The organism is Rhizobium sp. TRM95796 (assembly GCF_025779995.1).
In the GTDB taxonomy this organism is placed as follows: Bacteria; Pseudomonadota; Alphaproteobacteria; order Rhizobiales; family Rhizobiaceae; genus Rhizobium_E.
The window spans coordinates 868,552-891,033 of record NZ_JAOXHE010000001.1; the positions used below are offsets into that span (position 1 = coordinate 868,552).

At 62.9% G+C, this 22,482-nt stretch carries 19 protein-coding genes; 10 read left to right on the forward strand and 9 right to left on the reverse strand.

Features of this window, described 5'->3' with window-relative positions; translation table 11 throughout:
• Window positions 1–24: 24 nt before the first annotated feature.
• Genes OCK01_RS04115 through dnaG form a run of 3 tightly spaced genes read right to left on the reverse strand, consistent with a single transcriptional unit; the run spans window position 25 to window position 2,421 of the window.
• The gene (locus OCK01_RS04115) at window positions 25–174 is read right to left on the reverse strand and encodes a hypothetical protein (RefSeq protein WP_263823174.1); all 150 of its coding nucleotides are present in this window, start codon (window positions 172–174) and stop codon (window positions 25–27) included.
• Complete coding sequence (locus tag OCK01_RS04120) at window positions 104–442, reverse strand: type II toxin-antitoxin system RelE/ParE family toxin (protein ID WP_263822810.1); 339 nt, start codon at window positions 440–442, stop codon at window positions 104–106. Before OCK01_RS04120 ends, OCK01_RS04115 begins: the two co-directional genes overlap by 71 nt.
• Window positions 442–2,421 (reverse strand): DNA primase, encoded by a 1,980-nt coding sequence (dnaG, locus tag OCK01_RS04125; protein WP_263822811.1) that lies wholly within the window; start codon window positions 2,419–2,421, stop codon window positions 442–444. Before dnaG ends, OCK01_RS04120 begins: the two co-directional genes overlap by 1 nt.
• Window positions 2,422–2,586: 165 nt before the next feature.
• Here dnaG and OCK01_RS04130 point away from each other — a divergent pair, with 165 nt between their 5' ends.
• Genes OCK01_RS04130 through OCK01_RS04140 form a run of 3 tightly spaced genes read left to right on the forward strand, consistent with a single transcriptional unit; the run spans window position 2,587 to window position 3,173 of the window.
• Complete coding sequence (locus OCK01_RS04130) at window positions 2,587–2,760, forward strand: BrnT family toxin (RefSeq protein ID WP_263823175.1); 174 nt, start codon at window positions 2,587–2,589, stop codon at window positions 2,758–2,760.
• Entirely contained in the window at window positions 2,705–2,875 is a 171-nt protein-coding gene (locus OCK01_RS04135; protein WP_263823153.1) for a BrnT family toxin, read from the forward strand. Before OCK01_RS04130 ends, OCK01_RS04135 begins: the two co-directional genes overlap by 56 nt.
• Window positions 2,841–3,173, forward strand: coding sequence for a BrnA antitoxin family protein (locus OCK01_RS04140; RefSeq protein ID WP_263822812.1), 333 nt, complete (start codon window positions 2,841–2,843; stop codon window positions 3,171–3,173). The genes OCK01_RS04135 and OCK01_RS04140 overlap by 35 nt, the downstream gene beginning before the upstream one ends.
• A gap of 62 nt (window positions 3,174–3,235) precedes the next feature.
• On the opposite strand, the gene OCK01_RS04145 is transcribed toward OCK01_RS04140, so the two are convergent.
• Window positions 3,236–3,685, reverse strand: a complete 450-nt coding sequence (locus OCK01_RS04145; RefSeq protein ID WP_263822813.1) for a GatB/YqeY domain-containing protein — start codon at window positions 3,683–3,685, stop codon at window positions 3,236–3,238.
• A 251-nt stretch (window positions 3,686–3,936) separates the two neighbouring features.
• Here OCK01_RS04145 and carA point away from each other — a divergent pair, with 251 nt between their 5' ends.
• The gene (gene carA, locus OCK01_RS04150; protein ID WP_263822814.1) at window positions 3,937–5,139 is read left to right on the forward strand and encodes a glutamine-hydrolyzing carbamoyl-phosphate synthase small subunit; all 1,203 of its coding nucleotides are present in this window, start codon (window positions 3,937–3,939) and stop codon (window positions 5,137–5,139) included.
• Between the two features lie 78 nt (window positions 5,140–5,217).
• On the opposite strand, the gene OCK01_RS04155 is transcribed toward carA, so the two are convergent.
• Both OCK01_RS04155 and OCK01_RS04160 read right to left on the reverse strand, forming a co-directional pair.
• Window positions 5,218–6,615 carry an MATE family efflux transporter gene (locus OCK01_RS04155; RefSeq protein WP_263822815.1) on the reverse strand — a complete coding sequence of 466 codons (1,398 nt, stop codon included), beginning with the start codon at window positions 6,613–6,615 and terminating at the stop codon, window positions 5,218–5,220.
• A 90-nt stretch (window positions 6,616–6,705) separates the two neighbouring features.
• Entirely contained in the window at window positions 6,706–7,962 is a 1,257-nt protein-coding gene (locus OCK01_RS04160; RefSeq protein ID WP_263822816.1) for a TCR/Tet family MFS transporter, read from the reverse strand.
• 482 nt (window positions 7,963–8,444) lie between these two features.
• On the opposite strand from OCK01_RS04160, the gene OCK01_RS26440 reads away from it, so the two are divergent.
• The 3 genes from OCK01_RS26440 to OCK01_RS04175 all read left to right on the forward strand — a co-directional run bounded on the left by OCK01_RS26440 (window position 8,445) and on the right by OCK01_RS04175 (window position 12,894).
• Complete coding sequence (locus tag OCK01_RS26440; RefSeq protein ID WP_318530223.1) at window positions 8,445–9,329, forward strand: calcium-binding protein; 885 nt, start codon at window positions 8,445–8,447, stop codon at window positions 9,327–9,329.
• An 84-nt stretch (window positions 9,330–9,413) separates the two neighbouring features.
• Window positions 9,414–11,846, forward strand: coding sequence for a M10 family metallopeptidase C-terminal domain-containing protein (locus tag OCK01_RS04170; protein ID WP_263822817.1), 2,433 nt, complete (start codon window positions 9,414–9,416; stop codon window positions 11,844–11,846).
• Between the two features lie 61 nt (window positions 11,847–11,907).
• Window positions 11,908–12,894, forward strand: a complete 987-nt coding sequence (locus OCK01_RS04175) for a calcium-binding protein (RefSeq protein ID WP_263822818.1) — start codon at window positions 11,908–11,910, stop codon at window positions 12,892–12,894.
• A 99-nt stretch (window positions 12,895–12,993) separates the two neighbouring features.
• Here the strand turns inward: OCK01_RS04175 and OCK01_RS04180 are convergent, their stop codons facing one another.
• Both OCK01_RS04180 and OCK01_RS04185 read right to left on the reverse strand, forming a co-directional pair.
• Complete coding sequence (locus OCK01_RS04180) at window positions 12,994–13,899, reverse strand: neutral zinc metallopeptidase (protein ID WP_263822819.1); 906 nt, start codon at window positions 13,897–13,899, stop codon at window positions 12,994–12,996.
• 74 nt (window positions 13,900–13,973) lie between these two features.
• Window positions 13,974–14,474 (reverse strand): DUF2306 domain-containing protein, encoded by a 501-nt coding sequence (locus tag OCK01_RS04185; protein ID WP_263822820.1) that lies wholly within the window; start codon window positions 14,472–14,474, stop codon window positions 13,974–13,976.
• A gap of 138 nt (window positions 14,475–14,612) precedes the next feature.
• On the opposite strand from OCK01_RS04185, the gene OCK01_RS04190 reads away from it, so the two are divergent.
• Window positions 14,613–15,416, forward strand: a complete 804-nt coding sequence (locus OCK01_RS04190) for a LytTR family DNA-binding domain-containing protein (protein ID WP_263823154.1) — start codon at window positions 14,613–14,615, stop codon at window positions 15,414–15,416.
• A 7-nt stretch (window positions 15,417–15,423) separates the two neighbouring features.
• Here OCK01_RS04190 and OCK01_RS04195 read toward each other — a convergent pair whose 3' ends face one another.
• Window positions 15,424–16,092, reverse strand: a complete 669-nt coding sequence (locus OCK01_RS04195; protein WP_263822821.1) for a glutathione S-transferase — start codon at window positions 16,090–16,092, stop codon at window positions 15,424–15,426.
• Window positions 16,093–16,289: 197 nt separating this feature from the next.
• On the opposite strand from OCK01_RS04195, the gene OCK01_RS04200 reads away from it, so the two are divergent.
• Complete coding sequence (locus OCK01_RS04200; RefSeq protein ID WP_263822822.1) at window positions 16,290–18,674, forward strand: methyl-accepting chemotaxis protein; 2,385 nt, start codon at window positions 16,290–16,292, stop codon at window positions 18,672–18,674.
• Between the two features lie 270 nt (window positions 18,675–18,944).
• Window positions 18,945–22,433 (forward strand): carbamoyl-phosphate synthase large subunit, encoded by a 3,489-nt coding sequence (carB, locus tag OCK01_RS04205; RefSeq protein ID WP_182828844.1) that lies wholly within the window; start codon window positions 18,945–18,947, stop codon window positions 22,431–22,433.
• Window positions 22,434–22,482: the final 49 nt, after the last annotated feature.

Consider the following 22,482-nt stretch of genomic DNA (forward strand, 5'->3'; position numbering starts at 1 on the left):
GCCGCGATCTTCGCGGCGTCTTTATTATAGCGGCTTTAAGAAACGCTCGGTCGCCTCTTTCGTGCCGAGACAATCGACGACATTCCAGGCGCTTGAATCGCCGTCATGCTCCTTCTCGACCATCTCGCGCCAGCCTTCTTGCGGTTTCGATATCCCGGTGACGGCAGCCTTCATCGACGCCGCAGAGCAGCACGATGATCTCACGGCCTCCATGTACAAAATACATGCGGTAGACGGGACCCTGGTCGACACGGATTTCATAGAGGCCCGATCCCAAAGCCCCTGCATCTCCTGCACGACCCAAAGCAAGGCGTAAGATACGCACGGTTATGCGCGACTTCGCCTCACGGAGGCGGTCAAACCAATCGGAGTAAGTTCTGGTCTTGGTGCTATTCGCACGAAGAACATGTAGCAAGAAGCGGCAACAACCGCGATCTCGCATCAGTGCCCCGTCGCCGGTCCCTTGACCCGTCCCGACATCACGCCGAAGCCGTCGATCAGCGCCTCCTGGCTTTCCAGCCGAAGCGATTCCAGCTGGTTTTCCTTGAGGGCCGAGAGCAATTGTTCGACCTCCTGCTCCGCGCCACGCTCGATCGCGTCGCCGATTTCCCGTTCGAGTTCGCGGCGATAGCGGATCAGGGCGCGGGCGCGGGTGTGGAGCGCATGCGCCTGGCGATAGCCCTCGCGCGCATCCTCGATGGCCGCCTGTTCGGTGGCGATCCACACGCGGGCGAAGCGGATCTGCTGTTCGAGCGAGGCGAGCAGGCTATCGAACCCCTGGACTTCCAACGCCGTGATCAGCTCCTCGCGAGTGAGGCCCGGGCCGCTGGCGGCCGCCACCGACATCACCGCCTGCCAGAAACGCTGCATGTCCCGATTTTCGAATTCGAGATGAGCAATTTCGTCGTAATCCTCGAAGAACAGGCCGGGATGATTGACGATGGCCATCGCCAGCACGCTCTCGCGTAAAGACGGCAGGCCGCGAAAGCCAGAGACCATGCCGGACTTCGCCAGCCGATCCGACACCGGCGCCTGGCGGGACGGGCTGTTGTTCTGCGGCTGCGCGCCGCCTCGCCCGCCGCCCTGGCCGCGCTTGAAAGCGGCGCGCGCCTGCCCTTGCGGCGAGGACGCGGAGAAGAAGGCGTAGAGCCGATCGCGCATATCCTGCTGGTAATGCCGGCGAACGCTTTCATCGGCGATGACCTGCGTCACGGTCTTCAGTCGCGCTTCGAGTTCGGCCCGCTTTTCCGGCGTGTCGAAGCTGGCGCCGGTGGTTTCGCGCAGCCAGACCATTTCGGCGAGCGGACGCGATTCCGCGATGACCTTGTCGAAGGGCGTCCGCCCCTCGGTCTTGACGAGATCGTCGGGGTCCTTGCCGTCGGGCAGAAGCGCGATCTTCAGGGATTGGCCCGGTTTCAGATGCGGCAATGCGAGATCGACGGCGCGCGAGGCGGCGCGCAGGCCGGCGCCGTCGCCATCGAAGCAGAGCACCGGCACCGACGTCATCTTCCATAAGAGGTCGAGCTGGTTCTCGGTCAGCGCCGTGCCGAGCGGAGCCACGGCATTGTCGACGCCCGCCTGGGCCAGCGCGATGACGTCCATATAGCCTTCCACCGCAATCACCGTGCCGGCGCCATCGGCGCCCTGCACGGCGCGGCGGGCGCGGGCGTGGTTGAACAGCACCTGCCCCTTGGAAAACAGCTCGGTCTCGTTGGAATTGAGATATTTGGCCGGCGCATCCGGCGACAGGGCGCGTCCGCCGAAGGCGATCACCTTTTCCCTGACAGACAGTATGGGGAACATGATGCGGTCGCGGAACCGGTCATAGGACACCGGAATATCGGGACCATGAACGACCAGGCCGCAGGCCTCGATCTGCTCGCGATCGACGCCCTTGCCCGCCAGGAACTCCTTGAGCGCATTGCGGCTGTCGAGCGAATAGCCCAACCGGAAGGTCTCGATCGTCCGGCCCGTCAGCCCGCGGTCGCGAAGATAGGCGCGCGCCTTGGCGCCGGCCGAGGTCTGCAGCTGATCCTGAAAGAACTGCGTAGCCAGCTCCATCACGTCGAACAGATTGTGGCGCTCGCGCTCGCGCCGCGCCATTTCCGGATCGGGCGCCGGCATGGCGACGCCGGCGATGTCGGCGATAGACTGCACCGCGTCCTGAAAGCTCACGCCGTCGAGCTCCATCAGGAAGCGGAAATGATCGCCCGACACGCCGCAACCGAAACAGTGATAGCGCCCCTTGCGGTCCTCGCAGTGAAAGCTCGGCGACTTCTCGCCATGAAACGGGCAGCAGGCCCAGTAATCGCCGCGGCCGGTATTGGTCTTCTTCCTGTCCCAGGTCACGCGCCGACCGATCACGTCCGAAATCGGAACGCGGTCGCGCAGTTCATCGAGGAAGGAGTTGGAAAAACGCATGCTGGGCTATTACTCCTTCTTTCCGACCTTTGCCATCTCAATAAGCGGTTTGACACAGGTGCTCAGAATGTATATACAAATGTATATCTACTCGCCGATCATGGCATCCAAGGAGATTTCACATGAGTGAATTCGACATTCAGTTGCGATGTAGGATGCCGAGAAATGAAATCAGCGACGGAAGAATTTGAACAGTTTGATTGGGACGAAAACAAGAACGAGATCAACCAGCGAAAGCATGGAATTGATTTTCTGCAGGCAGCAAAAGCGCTCCAAAAGCCGCTTGGATCTTCCCTCAAACCGCGGCGGCGAAGCGAGAACGCTGGCGATCTGCCCTGACTCGTCGCGGCTGATCGCGGTTGTCTACAAAATGCGGGACGACATCTGTCGGATCATTTCAGCAAGGGCTGCACGCAAAAATGAGCAAAGAGCGTATCGTCAGATATACATTTAAAGAGATCGAGGAAAAAATTGCTCGCGGCGAGAGCAAGACCGATTGGGCGCGTGTCGACGCCAAGACCGACGAGGATATCGAGCGCGACATGCGCGACGATCCTGACTGGCAGGAATTCCTTGATATCGACTGGTCCAAGGCCGTGATGGTCATTCCGAAAAAGAAGAAGGCTGTGTCGATCCGCCTGGACGAGGATGTGCTGGATTATTTCCAGTCATCCGGCAAGGGTTACCAGACACGGATCAACGCCGTTCTCCGCCATTTCATCAACGACCAGAAGCAGCAAAAAAGCGGTTGACCCGCGCCACATGAGGCAAGAGATCAGCGCCGAAGCGCTGATCCAGCTTGTTTAGCAACAATTCACCCCAACTGCGCCTTGATCAGGCCCGAGGCCTTGGCGAAGTCCATCTGGCCGGGGAAGCGATCCTTGAGCACGGCCATGACCTTGCCCATGTCCTTGATGCTGGCCGCGCCGGTTTCCGCGATCGCCGCGTTGATGGCCTCGGTCACCTCGTCGTCGGAGAGTTGCTTGGGCATGAAGCCGGTGATGATGGCGATTTCCTCGCGCTCCTTGGCGGCGAGTTCGGGGCGGCCGCCTTCGTCATAGACCTTGGCGGATTCCTCGCGCTGCTTGACGAGCTTGGAGAGAAGCTGGGCGATGTCGCCGTCGGTCACCGTCGCGTCCGGCTTCGTGCGGTTGGCGATTTCGAGATCCTTGATCGCCGATTGCACCATGCGGATCGTGTTGACGCGCGTGGTTTCCTTGCTCTTCATCGCCTCTTTGAGGGCGGCCATCAGTTTTTCGCGCATGGCGGATTCTCCTTAACAATTGAAGCCGCTTATGACGCCTTGAGGCACAAAAAGCAACGCGAGGGCTCATCCTGTTGAAATAACTGACTAAATATTTGACGGGAAAACCGGCGCAAGCATTGACCGCAATGGCCCTCCTCACTATTTTCCGCCAAACACCATGACAAGGGGAAAGCGCGGCAACACGGGGATCAAACCGTGCGCCTTTTTCTGCGAGCACGAGGCAGGCCCGCCTGCCGGAACGGAGCACCATGAGCACGCCTGGCTGGACCACCGAAAAACCCACCGCCCTTCTCGTTCTTGCCGATGGCACCGTCATTGAAGGCAAGGGGATCGGCGAAACGGGCCGAACCCAGGCGGAAGTCTGCTTCAATACGGCGCTGACCGGCTACCAGGAGATCCTGACCGACCCCTCCTATCTCGGCCAGATCGTCACCTTCACCTTCCCGCATATCGGCAATATCGGCGCCAATGACGAAGACATCGAAGACCTGACGCCGGCGGCGCGGCGCGGCGCAGTCGGCGTCATCTTCAAGGCCGACATCACCGATCCCTCGAACTACCGCTCCGCCAAGCATCTCGACGCCTGGCTGAAGGCCCGCGGCGTCGTGGGCATGGCCGGTATCGACACCCGCGCGCTGACCGCCTGGATCCGCGAGCATGGCGCGCCGAACGCCGTGATCGCCCATGATCCCAACGGAGAGTTCGACATCGAGGCTTTGAAGGCCGAAGCCCGCGCCTGGAGCGGCCTCGAAGGCCTCGACCTCGCCAAGGAGGCCACCTCCGGCCAATCCTCACAATGGTCGGAAAAGCCCTGGGTCTGGAACGAAGGCTATTCCGAACTCGACGCCGCCGCCGCCAAGCATCACGTCGTCTGCCTCGATTTCGGCGTCAAGCGCAACATTCTTCGCCTCTTCGCCGGCCTCGATTGCAAGGTGACGGTCCTGCCGGCCACGGCCACCGCCGAAGACGTGTTGGCTCAGAAGCCTGACGGTGTATTCCTGTCCAACGGCCCGGGCGACCCGGCCGCCACCGGCGAATATGCCGTGCCCGTCATCCGCGACCTCATCGACACCGGTATTCCGATGTTCGGCATCTGCCTGGGACACCAGATGCTCGGCCTCGCCGTCGGCGGCAAGACCGAGAAGATGCATCAGGGCCACCACGGCGCCAATCATCCGGTCAAGGACCACACCACCGGCAAGGTCGAGATCGTCTCGATGAACCATGGCTTCGCCGTCGACGCCAAGTCGCTGCCGGAAAATGTGGAGGAAACGCATGTGTCGCTGTTCGACGGCACCAATTGCGGCCTGCGCATCAAGGGAAAGCCGGTTTTCTCGGTGCAGCATCACCCGGAAGCCTCGCCCGGCCCGCAGGACAGCCACTATCTCTTCCGCCGCTTCGTCAATCTCATTCATGAGAAGAAGGGTGAACCGGCGCTCGCCGAACGCTGAGGCGAATTTCGGTATCGAATGAAAAACGCCGCGTCGGTTCATCCCGGCGCGGCGCTTTCGTTTCATTGACCTCGGGCGTCAGACGGCGCGTGACATCCGTCTCACCATCATTGCGTAGCGACCGAGCAGCAGGATGGACGCCGCGACGAGGCCGACCAGGAAGCCGATCCAGACGCCGACGCCGCCCATGCCCGCCGGAAACGCCAGCACGTAAGCCAAGAGAAAGCCGATCGGCCAATAGGAGATCAAGGCCAGCCACATCGGCGCCCGGGTGTCCTTGACGCCGCGAAGCAAGCCGGCCGCGATCGCCTGCAGGCCATCGGCCATCTGGAACAGGCCGGCGATCACGACGAGACTGGTCGCGTAAGCGAGAACCACAGCGGCTTCGGGCTTGCCGGCGTCGAGATAGAGCGAGGCGAGCTCGCGCGGAAAGAAGAAGAACAACAGTCCGCCGACCGCCGCGAACACCGCTGACAGGCCGACCACCACCCAGGAGGCCCGCGTCAGCGCCAGATGATCGCCCGCGCCGACCGCTAGGCCGACGCGCACGGTGGCCGCCTGCGACAGGCCGAGCGGGATCATGAAGGCGACCGACGCCCATTGCAGCGCAATTCCATGCGCGGCGAGTTCGACCGTGCCGATCCAGCCCATCAAGAGCGACGCGCCGGTGAACAGACTGACTTCGGCGAGGATGGTGAAGCTGATCGGCAGCCCGAGATGGAAGACCTCCCACAGCATGCGCCAGTCCGGCCGCCAGAAGCGGACGAACAATTCATAAGCGCGCAGATCGGGCCGCCATTGGATATAGGCGATGGTGAGGATCAGGCCGAGGATATTGGCCGACAGCGCCACCGCCGACGCCCCGAACATGCCCAGCGCCGGCAGGCCGAAATGGCCGAGCACCAGGCCATAGGCGAAGAAGGCGTTGAAGATCAGAATGACGATGGTGACGTAGAGAATGATTCCGGCATGGCCGACCGCGCTCAGGAAAGAGCGCAGCACCATGAAGAACAGCGCCGGCAGCACGCCCCATCCGGCCACCAGCAGATAATCGCCGGCCAGTTTGGCGATATGCGGATTCTGCCCCGCCCAGATCAGCGCCGTCTCCGCATGCAGGATCGCCGGCACCACCACCACGCCATAGGCGATTGCGGTCCAAAGGCCCATGCGCACCGAGCGGCGCAGCGCCACGCCTTCGCCGCGGGCGAAAGCCTGTGCCGCGAGCGGCACGACCGCGACGGAGAAGCCGGTGCCGAAGATGAAAAGCGTGAAGTAGAACTGCCCCGCCAGAACGATCGCCGCGAGTTCTTCGGTGCCGAGGCGCCCGATGACGAAGACGTCGGTCACGTGAATGCCGAGCTGGGCGAGCTGGGCGCCGACCAGCGGCACGCCGAGCATCACCGTGGCGCGGATATGGCCGAGCCAGCTGTTGTTGCCGAAATCCGTCTGCGGCCCGCGTTGGATCGCCTGTTCCATGATCATCTCCTTGACGCGTCGCTAGCTAGCGGAAAATGGTCCGGCAGGCCAGTCGCGCAGCCGATGCGTCACGAAAATGAATGGTTGCCCTCAATGCGCGTGAAGCGTCGGAGCGGTCTCGGAGCCTCCCGTTTCCGGCGGACGCACATAAAGGATGAAGACGACCAGCCCCGCCACGCACATCAATCCCGCCACGGCGTAAGGCGCGCCGGGAAATTCGATCGGGGCGGCAGGACCGGTGAAGGCGCTGAACAGGCTGGAGAAGATGTATGGCCCGATGATCGAGGTGACGCTCGACAGGCTGGTCAGCGTCCCCTGCAATTCACCCTGCAGAGACGGATGCACGCCGGCCGCCGAGATCGACCGCAGCACCGGATCGGTGATGCTTTCCAGGCAGCAGAGGAAGATGATCACGAACACCATCCAGCCTTCCCATGCGAAGGCGTAGCCGAAAAACCCGGCCATGCAGAAGAACAGGCCGATGACGCCGGCGCGCCAATCGCCATAGCGCTTGACGATGCGCGGCAAGGCCAGCCCCATCACCAGCGCGCTCATCACCCCGAAGGCGCCGAGCGACAGGCCGATCATGCCCTGGCTCCAGCCATAACGATAATCTGCGACGAAGGGCCAGGCGATCGGGTAGACGACGTGAGCGAGCCAGAACAGCACCATCACCGTGGCGATCCAGCCGATGCCCTTGTAGTTGCGCATCTGCAGCAGGCCGCCGAGCGGATTGGCGCGCTTGAGATCGAAGGGCCGCCGCATCGACGCCGGCAAGGTTTCCGGCAGCGCGAAGAGCGCGATGGCGAAGTTGAGAAAGGCGATTCCGGCTGCGGCGTAGAACGGCACGCGCGGGCCGAATTCGCCGAGGAAGCCGCCGATGACGGGACCGAGCGTGAAGCCGACGCCGAAGGAAATGCCGACCAGACCGAAATTGCGCGAGCGGTTCTCGTCCGTCGAGATATCGGCGATATAGGCCGAAGCCGTGGCGTAGCTGGCGCCGGAGATGCCGGCGAGAATGCGCCCGATGAACAACATGCCGTAGCTGCCGGCCAAAGCGCAGATGAGATTGTCGAGCGCGAAGGTGAAGACCGAGGCGAGCAGCACCGGCCGCCGGCCGAAGCGATCGCTGAGATTGCCGATGAACGCGCCGAACAGAAACTGCATGCCGGAATAGGCGATGAACAGCCAGCTGCCCTCGAGCACCGCATGGCTGGCGTCGGCGCCGGTCAGTTCCTTCAGGAAAGCCGGCATTACCGGCATGATCAGGGCGATGCCCATCATGTCCATGAGCAGGATGAAGAACACCAGCCAGAGCCCGAGCCGGGCCTTCTTTTCGTCGAGCATGCGGCCTCCGGCGCCGTCTGAATGCGGCGATAGGAACATAGACAGAACATATTTCGATTTTCAACCGATCTTTTTTGCAGTTGCATCAAATCGGCGAGCGCGCAATGCCCACCAGACGCAATCTTTGTTTGATTTTTATGTTGACTCCAAAAGTCATGTTAGTTTAATAAACGCCCAGAGGTTGAGCCAGCCACTGCGAATGTCGGCGTTTCAGAAGAAGCCAACGCGACGCCGCCCGCCAGCGAACCTATCCGTCACATTGCAATCCATTTTTCGCGCCGCGGTCCCACCGCGCGTGAAAGCGCGTTGACGCGCCGGCTCCTTTTAGGGAATCCGGCGCGAACGGAGACTTTTATGGTTTTAAAACAAAGTTTTACTGGAGTTTACGACGGATTCGGTCAGGGCGCGCGGACACAAATAGTCTGTCGGCCGCGCGCTGAGGCGTCAGCCGATCAATTGCAAAACACCCAGGAGATATGACAATGGCCACTGCGACAGTGAACACCACGTCCGGCGTGAACCTCAACTATGGCGCTAGCAACTATCTCGACACGGTCGGCGACGGCTTTAATCCCGCCACCGGCCAGTATGGCTATTTCAACGTGGCGTCCTCCGCCGGATCCTATATCGGCGCGACGGAATATGTGATCGCCACGGCCGACAACGACGCAGACGGCGTCTATGACGATGGCTCCGCCTGGATCGTCAACGGCAATTTCAACTATAGCCGCGGCGCGCTTTCGGGCACGGTGGATCAACTCAGCTTCGGCACGGGCCTCAACGGCGTCACCGCCGCTGGAACCGGCTACACGTCCACCAACGCCTCGCTCGCATCCACCGATGTGACGCTGTCCAATCTCAACATGACCGGCGCCGACGTCAACACCGTGCTTTACGGCCTGATGAACGGCGATGAAAGCGGATTGGAAAATTGGCTGTCCACTCATGCCGTCACCTTCAACGGCGGCGCGGGCGCCGACGCCTATCAGGGCGGCAGCCAGGCCGATACGCTGAACGGCAATGGCGGCAATGACACCCTTGCCGGCGGCGGCGGCGCGGATGCGCTCAATGGCGGCTCGGGCAATGACACCTTCGTCTTCGCCGCGGTGTCCGACAGCTCGGTCAGCGCCTTCGACACCATCACCAGCTTCAGCGCCTCCGGCTTCGGCGGCGTCGACGTGCTGGATGTCAGCGCGCTCGGCCTGAGCGGCGGCTATAGCGGCTCCACCGCCGCCGCCGACAGCCTTTGGTACGACGGCGCGGCTGGCAAGTTCTATGCGGACACCGATGGCGACGCTGCGGCCGATTTCGCCGTCGCCGCGACCGGCGTCGGCGCGCTGACGTCGGCGAATTTCGATTTCGCATAAATCGCAGAACATATCGGCCAGGGCGCAGCCATTCCAGCGCCCTGGCTTTCCTTGCAATCATTGAAAGCAAAGTGGACCACTTCCATGGCCAGCGTAATCTCAAGCGAAAATTTTACAATCACGATCGAAGATGATCTCGTCTGGGGCGAATTGCTCAAAGCGGGCACGACCTTTTCCGTGACGATCGCAAGCGAACTCGGAGTGGGTGGCGTCGGCATCGGTTCGGCGGGCGGCGTCGCCGGCCTGAGCATCTCCAACAACTTCAGCATAATCTACAATGGCGTGACATATACGTCGGACGAGATCGCCAGCGTCGGCGGGGTAATTCTCAATGGAGGCGCTTCCGAGACCATCACCCTGGTCGTCGGAGAAGATTATGACCTGTCGGCGGAAGACGTCGTGCAAATGGGATTTGACGCCTTCAGTCCCGACTTCTCGGTTAGCGAACAGCTCCTTTACGCCGTCACCGTCAATGAAGCGCCTGAAGACATTGCCCTTTCCGCCTCCGGCGTCGATGAGGCGGCCGCTGTTGACACGATCATCGGCGCCCTCTCGGCAACCGACGCCGAGGGCGATACGCTGACCTATACGCTCGCAGACGACGCCAATGGCTTGTTCAAACTGGTGACGACCAATGGCGTGACCTCCGTGGCGCTCAACGGCAGCCTGGAAGAGTCGGATGCAGCATCCTACGACATCGTGGTCAACGTGTCGGACGGCGAAAACGATGTCGAGCAGACATTCACGATCGACGTCGCCCGGAACACCGCCCCCACCGACATCTCCATTTCCAACGCCACGCTGAAGGAATCCGCCCGCGTCGGCTTCGTGGTCGGCACGCTCTCGGCCACCGACGCCGAGGGCGACGCGATCACCTGGACGCTGGAAACCGGAAAGGGCGACAATGACGATAAATTCAGCCTGGTCGAGAATGATGACGGCACGGTCAGCGTCGTGCTCAAGGCGGCGCTGGATCACGAAAGCTCGGGCGGCGTCTACGATCTCGTAGTGACCGCCACCGACGGCAATGGCGCTTCGGCCACCGAGACGATCGGCGTCACCGCCGAAGAGGACTATTTCAAGCTCAGTTCGTCGCCGACCGGATACGACCGGCTCTCCGTCACCGAAGCGGCGAAGAAAGGCCAGGAACTCGGCTATGTGATGAAGTTCGACGATTCCTTCGTCCCGGTCAGCGCCGAACTCACCGACGACGCCAATGGCGCGTTCTCGCTCAAGACCCGCGTGGTCGATGGCGAGACCCGCTACTATCTCGTCACCAACAAGGCGCTCGATTACGAGAAGCAGGACAGCTATTCCGTCACCATCGAGGTCGAGAACGCCAAGGGCGAGACCCAGGAAAAGACCTTCGAAGTGCAGGTGCTCGACACTGCAGAGACGGGCGACACCGCGCGCGGCAACATTACCATCGACGCCAACACGCTCGCCGCCGGCAAAAGTGGCGGGTTGAACTGGAACACCTATCTCGACGACTACTGGTCGAAACTCGATTACTGGCTGCCCAATTTTTCGCCGTCCGGCACCGGCTGGAGCACGAGCAATCCTTCCTCTGAATTCCTCTACAGCAATGGGCAGACCATTCTCTCCATGAAGGGTTCGCTCGCCTATGTCTGGAACGACCCGGAAACCGGCGAGGACGTGCATGTGGTGGCCGGCTCCATTACCGACCTCGTCTTCGGCTCGGGCTCGACCACCGACGGCGTGAACAAGACGGAACTGACGATCAGCGGCCTCGACCTCGAAAGCGGCACGACGCCGGACAACCGTCTGAGCGGCGAGGTCAATCTCGTCGCCTCCGCCTTCATGCACGGCCCCGACGAGGCGACGCCGGCGGAGTTCGCCTATGTCAAGGCGCTGCTCGCCTCCTACGCCCAGACCTTCCTCGGCTCCTCAGGCGCCGACGCCTATACCGGCACGATGTTCGGCGACACAGCCAAGGGCAATGGCGGCGACGACACCTTCAAAGGCGGCGCGGGCAATGACGCGCTGTTCGGCGGAGCGGGCAACGACAAGCTTTACGGCCAGACGGGCAATGACAAACTGGTCGGCGGCGCAGGCGCCGATCTCCTACAGGGAGCGGCAGGCGACGACTCGCTCACCGGCGCCGCCGGCAACGACACGCTGCATGGCGGCGACGGCGACGACCGGCTGGCCGGCGGCGCGGGCGCCGACAAGCTCACCGGCGGCAAGGGCGCCGATGTCTTCGTCTTCTCAACCGCCTCGGACTCGGCCGGCAAGACCTATGACACGATCTACGACTTCACCGCCGCCGATACGATCGACCTCTCTTCCGTAGACGCCAACACGAGGAAGAACGGCAACCAAGCCTTCTCCTTCATCGGCAATGACGACTTCTCCAAACACGCCGGCGAGTTGCGCTTCGAGAAGGTCAAGGGCGACACGATCATCGAAGCCGACCGCAACGGCGACGGCAAGGTCGACTTCATCCTTCACCTGGATGACGCCATGGCCATGAAGGCAGGCCATTTCGATCTTTGACCCCACTGCGGCGGCGGGGGGGCCCCTCGCCGCCAATCAATCCTGAACAGGAGACGAGATCATGGCGATTGCCATCACGGTCGGCTCATCCGCCGGCGTCAATCTGAATGTCGGATCGAGCGGCTATTTTTCAGACCTGCCGGCGATGTTCGATCTCCAGGCCATGAACTTCGGCTATTTCTACACCAATCTGAACAGCGCCTCGGAATATGGTCTGGCCGAAACCAAGGAAGGTTCGGTCTTCACCGGCGGCGCGGCGATGAGGGCCACCGGCAATCTCAGCTACAGCCTGTCCACCCATGACGTGACGGGTCGGCTCGATACGATCGCGTTCGGTTCCGAACTGAACGGCGTCACCGCCGGCTATGGCACGACCTCCACCAAGATGAAGCTCGGGACCACCGATCTCGCATTCAAGAATCTCGGCCTCGACGCCGCCGACGGCGACGCAGTCAACGATATCCTCTACGGCCTCATGACCGGCGACGCCTCCGACTTTCTCGCTTATCTCAAGACCCAGTCCGTCGATTTTACCGGCGGCGCGGGGGCCGACAGCTATCAGGGCGGAAACAGAGCCGACACGCTGTCGGGAATGAGCGGCAGGGACAGGCTGATCGGCGGCGGCGGCAACGACACGCTTTCGGGCGGCGCAGGCGCAGATCGATTGGACGGCAATGCCGGCAAGGACAGCCTGAATGGCGGCAAAGGAGCCGATACTCTCGCCGGAGGTGCCGGCGCCGACGATTTCGTCTTCAAATCACTCGCCGATTCACGCGGCTCCGCCATCGATACGATCATCGACTTTTCGGGCTCCGGCGGCGACCGCATCAATCTTTCCGGCCTGGACGCGGACGTGACGACGGCAAAAAACCAGGCCTTCGACTTCATCGGAACCGCCGCATTCTCGGGCGACGCCGGGGAATTGCGCACTGTGAAATCCAAGACGGGCACGGACGTCCATGTCGATGTGAACGGCGACAAGAAGAGCGACTTCACGCTCCACTTCGACGACGCCATCGCCTTCAAGGCCTCTTATTTCGACCTCTGAAAAATGACTTGTCCGGGGAGCTCTCCCTCCGGACGTGACGGTCGCCTCCTGCCCCCTGCCAGACGTCTCGCGGCGGCCGTCACATTTTTTCCGTCGGACTCAGATCCCGCCCGAAAAGGTGTCACAGGCGCTCATCTTGCCGCTGTCGAAGCCGCGGCGGAACCATTTGGCCCGCTGCGCGGATGTCCCGTGGGTGAAGCTGTCGGGCACGACATAACCCTGCGACTTCTTCTGCAAGGCGTCGTCGCCGATCTGATGGGCGGCGTTGAGCGCCTCGTCGATGTCACCGGCTTCCAGCAAACCGCGCTGGTCGGTGAATTTCGCCCAGATCCCGGCGAAACAATCCGCCTGCAGTTCGACCCGCACCGACATGGCGTTGGCTTCGGTTTCGCTCATCGACTCGCGGGCGCGGTTGAATTTCGGCAGCACGCCGATCAGGTTCTGCACATGATGGCCGACCTCGTGGGCAATGACGTAAGCCTGGGCGAAGTCACCCGACGCGCCGAACTTCTGCGACATTTCCCGGAAGAAATCGGTGTCGAGATAGACTTTCTGGTCCGGCGGACAATAGAACGGCCCGGTCGCCGAGCTCGCCGTGCCGCAGGCCGAAGGGAATGTTCCGGAATAGAGCACCAGCCTGGGCTCGGCATACTGCCGGCCGGCCGCGGCGAAAATACCGTTCCAGGCGTCTTCGGTCTCGGCCAGCACCGTGCCGACGAAAGCCTTCATCTCGTCATTGGCGCCGGGTTGCGCGTTCTGGCTGTCGCTATAGCTCGAGCTGGGCGTTTGGCTCGAGCCGCCGCCGAGCAACTGGCCGACATCGACGCCCATGAATTGCAGGATCAGGATGACGACGATGAAGAATACGATCGAGCCGATGGAGCCGCCTCGTCCGATCGGAATGTTGATCCCCCGTCGCCCGCCGAACGGATCGCGACCCAATCCGCCGCTGTCGCCGCGGTGATCCTCGACATTGTCGCTTTGACGACGGCCTTTCCATTCCATGCTGCACCCCAAGCAATTATTCCGCGGAACCTCGCATGGAATGCCCCAGCGATCAATCGGTTCCCGGCCCTTCCTCAGGCGGGCCGCGCCCGCCGCGTCCGCCGTTGCGCCCAATGAAGGACGAGCCAAGGTCCGAAGACGAGACTGGTCAGGAGAACGAGTTGCCATGCCGTGCTGCCCTCGATGACGACACGGTTCATGATGCGGTAAGGCGCGAATGTGAAGCCGCCGGCGATCAATATGCCGCCGACATAGATCTGCGTCATCGTTCTCCTATGCGCCCGGATATCGCCGCGCATGGCGGCGCGGACGGCGTAGAGGCAGCCGAGGATCGTGACCAGCGACAGGATATGAATCGGGCTGAAACCGCGCCAGACATTCAATTCATGGATGAACAGGCTCGACAGGGACGAGGCGAACATCAGCACGACCCAAGTTTTGCCGAGAAAGCGATGCGTCGGCGTGCCCTTGCCCCTCCACAGCAGCAGGAACGCCCCGATCACGGCGGCGGGCAATACAGTGGCGACATGGATCTGCACGGCAAGGGGAGCAGTGAGAAGCGGTTCTAGCGTCATGGACAGGACCTCGATTGAATTTCATCCTGTTCTTCGGCAGAAGAGGGCGAACGTGAAGCAGAACTGCGTGAAGGTGGAGGAAACTTCGTGAGTGACGGCGAGCCGCAATCCGCGCTTCGTGAACTGCAGGCCGCGCTGATGTCGCCCCGCTATTGGCTGACGGTGGGCGTCGTCGTTCTCGTTTTCTGGATCACCGGCCCGTTCGGCACGCTGGCGGCCATGGGTCCGGTCAAGCGACTGGCCTTCTGGCTCCTGTTGCATGGCGCGGCCTTTACCATCGCCACCGTCTCCGCCGCCCTCGCCGACATGGCGCTCTCGGGGATCATCGGCAACAAGCTGGTGCGCATGATGATCGGCTCAGCGCTCGCCGCAGCGCCCATCGGCGGCTGGATCGTCATCCTCCAATCCGGACTGATGGGCGATCCGGCAACGCTCGAGGAATTCGGTCGTCAATTTGCGGTGTCGCTGCCGCTCTGCCTGCTCTTCTGTCTGCTGATCTACCTGACGGCGAGCGGACGCAGGGCGGAAGCGCCGCAAGCCATGACGCCCTCGCCCTTCATGCAGCCGCCAGCTCAAACGCCTGCATCCTCGCCTGCCCAGCCTTCCGCCTCTGACATGCCCGAGCCGCCGCCGCTCTTGACCCGGCTGAAGCCGGAAACGCGTGGACGGCTGCTGCGGCTGTCGGTGCAGGATCATTATACGGATGTGGTGACCAGCCGCGGCCGCGAACTGATCCTCCTGCGCTTCTCCGACGCCATCAGGGAAACCGGCGCGACGCCGGGGCTGCAGGTGCATCGCTCGCATTGGGTGGCCGACGATGTCGTCCGCCGGCTGTCACGCGGCCCCAATCGTCTGACGCTCGAATTGACCGACGGCTCGGAAATCCCGGTCAGTCGCACCTATGCGGCTGACGTTCGTGACCGGTTCGGCGACCGCGTATAATCGTGGCTCAAGACGGAATGCCCGCGGCGTCCCCGACCTTGGCCTCAGCGCGCTGGTAGGCAGGGCGCGCCTTGATCGCCTCCGAAAATGCGACGAGCTGCGGGTTGCCTCGCGCCTCCGGCAGGCGCGACAGAGCCGCCTCGACCGGATAGCTCATGGCGATATCGGCGGCGCTGAAATCTCGGCCGGCAAACCAGCCGCCGCGCGTGAGCTCGCGGCTCCAATAGGCGATCTGCACTCGCAATTGCGGATCGATGAAGCTGGCGATCGCGCCCTGAGAGATCATCTTCGCCACCGGACGGATGAAAAATGGCACGCGCTTGGGAATGGAGGCGAAGACCAGCCGCATCACCAGGGGCGGCATGGCAGAACCCTCGGCTGCATGCAGCCAATAGAGATAGCGGACCCATTCCGCCGAGCCGATCGCCGGTCTCAGCCGTCCTTCTCCATGCCTCGCCAGAAGATATTCGAGGATCGCTCCGCTTTCGGCGACGACCTGGCCGTCATCTTCGATCACCGGAGACTTGCCCAGCGGATGAACGCGTTTGAGCGACTCCGGCGCCCGATAATCGGCGCCGCGCTCATAGGTCTCGACGCGATATTCGAGCCCGAGTTCCTCCAACAGCCAGAGAATGCGGTGCGCGCGGGATTTTTCGAGATAGTGAACAGTCAGCATTCGATGAAGCTCTCGTGATGGACATGGTCAAGGACGATGCGGGCCGGCTCCGACGGGAGCCCACCGGTCCGCAACGAAGTTCCCGCGCGATGCGTTCACTTTGTCCGCTAAAATATACCTTACTTTAATTATGCTTCCCTAATTTTACGAGCGATGACCTTCGAGCCTTCTCGGCCTTTTTTACGGGAGAACCCCGCATGCTGTTCAGATCGGCCACCAGCCGCAATATTTTCGCCGCCGTCGCGCTCGGCCTCGTATCCACGGTCGCCGCCGCCTCCGTGCAGCTTTACATGTCCTACGGCCATATGCGCGAAGCGAGCCTGAACGAGATGCGCACCGTGGCCGGCGCCACGGGCGCCAAGATCGAAAGCGATCTGCGCGCCGCCAGCCAGATGGTTAAGGGTCTGGAGATGACCATCTCCTCGCTCAGAAACCAGGGACTGGCCACCCGTGAAAACGTCCGCGCCATCATGCGCGACGCGCTGGCGCGCTCGCCCGAGGCCTTCGGCCTGTCGACCGGCTGGGATCCCGGAACTTTCGACGGCAAGGATAACGACTTCGCCGGCAAGCCGTTGCACGACAAAACCGGTCGCTACCTGCCTTATGTCTTCCGTGACGGCGCCGACATCAAGGAAGACGTGCTGGTCGATTACGACAAGCCCGGCGTGGGCGATTATTACATCGTGCCGCACGACACCGGCAAACTGACGCTGCTCGAACCCTATGTCTATCCGGTCAACGGCAAGGACGTGCTGATGACCACCATCTCCGAGCCGACCCGCGTCGGCGACAAGGTGGTCGGCTATGTCGGCGCCGATATCGATCTCGCCAAGACGGCGGAAGAACTGGCCGCCATGAAGCCGTTCGGCCAGGGCTATGTCGCGCTCGTCTCCGGCAAGGATTACGTCGTTTCCCATCCCGACGCCTCGATGATGGGCAAGCCGCTCGACGGCGCCAAGCTCGATCTCGCCGCCTGGAAGTCGATCCTCGCCGATGCGGGCCAGCCGGTGGAAATCACCGAGCCGGGCGGCGGCAAGAACATCGCCATCGCCGCGCCGGTCAAGCCGTTCGAGGGCGCCGTGTGGTATGCCGTCGTCTCCGCCCCCGAAGCCGTGGTGTTCGCTGAGCTGGACCGGATGATCTGGCTCGCCGGCGGACTGATCGCCGCCAGCGCCGTCTTCGTCGGCCTGGTCGGCTGGCTGATCGCCCGCCGCTTCATCCGGCGCATCGAAACCGTCATCGGCGAGACGACCCGCATTGCCCAGGGCGACCTCGACGTGGCGCTGACCGACCGCGATAAGAATGACGAACTCGGCGACCTTTCGCGCTCGCTCGGCATCCTGCTCGACGCCAACCGGGACAAAGTGCGGCTCGAAAAGGAAGCTGAAAGCATCCGCCAGGCGCGGGAAAAGGAGCGCACCGAGCGCGCCCGCATCGCCGAAGCGCAGGAACAGGACGTCAAATTCGCCGTGGGCGAACTGGCCGGCGGCCTGTCGCGTCTCTCCGACGGCGACATGACGGTGCGGCTGGAGCGGCCCTTCACCGCGGCGCTCGATGAGATCCGCGGCAACTTCAACCAGTCGGTCGAAAAGCTGCAGGGCGCCATGCTCTCCTTCTCGGAAAACGCCGCCGCCATCCAGGCCGGCTCCGAGGAGATCCGCAACGCCGCCGACAATCTCGCCCGCCGCACCGAACAGCAGGCCGCCTCGGTCGAGGAAACCGCCGCCGCATTGGAAGAGATCACCACGTCGGTGAAGGATTCGACCCTGCGCGCCGAGGAAGCCGGCGCCCGCGTCGCCCGCACCAAGGAGAGCGCCGAACAATCCGGCGTCATCGTCCGCAACGCGGTGGAGGCGATGGATTCGATCGAGCAGTCGTCGCAATCGATCTCCAACATCATCGGCGTCATCGACGAAATCGCTTTCCAGACCAATCTGCTGGCGCTCAACGCCGGCGTCGAGGCCGCCCGCGCCGGGGAAGCCGGCAAGGGTTTCGCGGTCGTGGCGCAGGAGGTGCGCGAGCTCGCCCAGCGCTCCGCCAACGCCGCCAAGGAGATCAAGTCGCTGATCACCGCGTCCGGCGATCACGTCAAGCGAGGCGTGATGCTCGTCGACCAGACCGGCGCGGCGCTGGAATCGATCGTCGAGGAAGTCCAGGAGATCAACCGAAACGTCGCCGCCATCGTCCAGGCCGCGCGCGAACAGGCGACCGGCCTGCAGGAAATCAACGGCGCGGTCGGCCAGATGGATCAGGCCACCCAGCAGAACGCCGCCATGGTGGAGGAATCCAACGCCGCCTCGCATACGCTGGTGACGGAGGTGACGGCGCTGTCGAACCGCCTCGGCCAGTTCAATCTCGGCGCGGCGCGGGCATCCACCGCTGGCGCTGTTCACCGAGGCGCAAGCATGGCGCGGCCTTCGACGCCGACTACCCAGACGGCTTCGCGTCCCATCGCCGCTCTCCGCGCCGCTGCGGCCGCCTCCCGACCTGCTCCTTCGCCGGCCCGCGCGCTCGGCAACAAGGTGGCGGCCGCTTTCGGCTCGCAGCCATCCTCGGGCGGGGGCGATTGGGAAGAGTTCTGACCGTCTTGCGCCACTGAACGCGATCTTCGGCGACATGGCGGGCTGTGGCCGCCATGTCTCGTTGTGGCGTGGCCGCGATAAACCGGAACGCCCGATCATGGATGTGGGAACGTCCCCAACTTTCCACATTCCACGCCAATTATGGGGTTCCGTTTCCGGGAACTATTCCCTATAAGCCGCTTCTAGCCTTTAAAGACCCAAGCTCCTGCGCCCCGGCCGGTAATTTACCGCAGCCGGCGATTGCCGCAGGCTAAAATGATGGAAAGCTCAATGCCGAAGCGCCAGGATATCAAATCCATTCTCATCATCGGCGCCGGTCCGATCGTCATCGGACAGGCCTGCGAATTCGACTATTCGGGAACGCAAGCCTGCAAGGCATTGAAAGAAGAAGGCTATCGAGTGATCCTGGTCAACTCGAACCCTGCCACCATCATGACCGACCCGAACCTGGCCGACGCGACCTATGTCGAGCCGATCACCCCCGAGGTCGTCGCCAAAATCATCGCCAAGGAGCGCCCGGACGCGCTGCTGCCGACCATGGGCGGCCAGACGGCGCTCAACACGGCGCTCTCGCTCAAGCGCATGGGCGTGCTCGACCGCTACAATGTCGAGATGATCGGCGCCAAGCCCGCAGCCATCGACATGGCCGAAGACCGCGCGCTGTTCCGCGAGGCCATGGCCCGGATCGGGCTGGAAACGCCCCGCTCGATGCTCGCCAACGCCACCGAGATCAAGGACGCCGATCGCAAGGCGCATGAGGCCGAGCGCGCCAAGCTCAAGGCCGAGCTTTCCGGCGACGAGCTCGACGCCGCGCTCGACGAATTGGAGAACCAGTGGAATCTCGGCGAGAGCGACCGCAAGCAGCGCTATATGAGCCATGCCCAGGCGATCGGCGCCAAGGCGCTGGATTTCGTCGGCCTGCCCGCGATCATCCGTCCTTCCTTCACGCTGGGCGGCACCGGCGGCGGCATCGCCTATAACCGCTCGGAATTCTTCGACATCGTCCATTCCGGCCTCGACGCCTCGCCCACCACCGAAGTGCTGATCGAGGAATCCGTGCTCGGCTGGAAGGAATATGAAATGGAAGTGGTCCGCGACAAGGCGGACAACTGCATCATCATCTGCTCGATCGAAAACATCGATCCGATGGGCGTCCATACCGGCGATTCCATCACGGTCGCGCCGGCGCTGACGCTGACCGACAAGGAATACCAGATCATGCGCAACGCCTCGATCGCGGTGCTGCGCGAGATCGGCGTCGAAACCGGCGGCTCGAACGTGCAGTTCGCGGTCAATCCGGAAACCGGCCGCCTGATCGTCATCGAAATGAACCCGCGCGTGTCGCGCTCCTCGGCCTTGGCGTCCAAGGCTACCGGCTTCCCGATCGCCAAGATCGCCGCCAAGCTCGCGATCGGCTACACGCTCGACGAGCTTGAAAACGACATCACCGGCGGCGCCACGCCGGCCTCCTTCGAACCGTCGATCGACTACGTGGTCACCAAGATTCCGCGTTTCGCCTTCGAGAAGTTCCCCGGCGCCGAGCCGACGCTGACCACGGCGATGAAGTCGGTCGGCGAAGTCATGGCCATCGGCCGCACCTTCCAGGAAAGCCTGCAGAAAGCGCTGCGCGGCCTCGAGACCGGCCTGACCGGCCTCGACGAGATCGAGATCCCCGGCCTCGGCGACGGCGACGACCACAACGCCATCCGCGCCGCCATCGGCACGCCGACGCCGGATCGTCTGCGCATGGTGGCCCAGGCGCTGCGCCTCGGCATGAGCCCGGAAGAAGTCCATGCCGGCTGCAAGATCGATCCCTGGTTCCTCGCCCAGATCAAGGCGATCGTGGACATGGAAGCCCGCATCCGCGAACATGGCCTGCCTACCGACGCCCAGAACCTGCGCATGCTCAAGGCCATGGGCTTCTCCGACGCTCGTCTCGCCACGCTGACCGGCAAGCGCCCGAAGGAAGTCGCCGAGATCCGCAACGCTTTGAACGTGCGCCCCGTCTACAAGCGCATCGACACCTGCGCGGCCGAATTCGCCTCTCCGACCGCCTATATGTACTCCACCTATGAAACGCCGTTCGCCGGCGCGACCCGCTCGGAGGCCGAGATTTCCGAGCGCAAGAAGGTGGTGATCCTAGGCGGCGGTCCCAACCGCATCGGCCAGGGCATAGAATTCGACTATTGCTGCTGCCACGCCGCCTTCGCACTGAAGGATGCGGGCTTCGAGGCCATCATGGTCAACTGCAACCCCGAGACTGTCTCGACCGACTACGACACCTCCGATCGTCTCTATTTCGAGCCGCTGACGGCGGAAGACGTGATCGAGATCCTCAAGATCGAGCAGGAGAAGGGCGAACTTCTCGGCGTGATCGTGCAGTTCGGCGGCCAGACCCCGCTGAAGCTGGCGGACGCGCTGGAACGCGCCGGCATCCCGATCCTCGGCACCGCGCCCGACATGATCGATCTCGCCGAAGACCGCGACCGCTTCCAGAAGCTGCTGATGAAGCTGGATCTCACCCAGCCGAAGAACGGCATCGCCTATTCGGTCGAGCAGTCGCGCCTCGTCGCCACCGAGATCGGCTTCCCGCTGGTCGTGCGCCCGTCCTACGTGCTCGGAGGCCGCGCCATGCAGATCCTGCATTCGGAAAGCCAGCTGCAGACCTATCTGCTCGACACCGTGCCGGAACTCGTGCCCGAGGACATCAAGGCGCGCTACCCCAACGACAAGACGGGCCAGATCAACACGCTGCTCGGCAAGAACCCGCTGCTGTTCGACAGCTATCTCTCCAACGCCATCGAAGTCGATGTCGACTGCCTGTCCGACGGCAAGGACGTCTATATTTGCGGCATCATGGAGCATATCGAGGAAGCCGGCATCCACTCCGGCGACTCCGCCTGCTCGCTGCCGCCGCGCACCCTGTCGAAGGACATCGTCGACCAGCTCGAAGAACAGACCCGGGCGCTCGCCAAGGCGCTCAATGTCGGCGGCTTCATGAATGTGCAATACGCCATCAAGGACGACGTGATCTATATTCTCGAAGTCAATCCGCGCGCCTCGCGCACGGTGCCCTTCGTCGCCAAGACCATCGGCGCGCCGATCGCCAAGATCGCCGCCCGCGTCATGGCCGGCGAAACGCTCGACACCGCCTTCTCCGCCTATACGCCGGAAAAGCCCGACAGCCGCAATCTCGAGCACATCGCCGTCAAGGAAGCCGTGTTCCCCTTCGCGCGTTTCCCCGGCGTCGACACGTTGCTCGGCCCTGAAATGCGCTCGACCGGCGAAGTCATTGGCCTCGACAAGGATTTCGCGCTGGCCTTCGCCAAGAGCCAGCTGGGCGCTGGCGTCGAACTGCCGCGTTCCGGCACTGTGTTCGTCTCCGTCCGCGACAGCGACAAGGAGCGGGTGCTGCCAGCCATGCGCATCCTTCATGAAATCGGCTTCAAGGTGCTGGCCACCGGCGGCACGCGCAGCTTCCTCGCCGAACACGGCATCGAGTCTGTGAAAATCAACAAGGTTCTGGAAGGGCGTCCGCATATCGAGGACGCCATCCGCAACCGCCAGGTCCAGCTGGTGATCAACACGACCGACGGCAACAAGGCGATATCCGACTCGAAGTCGCTCCGCCGCGCCGCGCTGATGCAGAAGGTGCCCTATTACACCACCATGGCCGGCGCGCTCGCCGCCGCCGAAGCCATCCGCGCGCTGAAGGCCGGCAATCTCGAAGTCAAGCCGCTACAGGCTTATTTCGCCTGAGATCGGACGTATCGAAAGTCAAACGCCCCGCGCAGGAGACCTCGCGGGG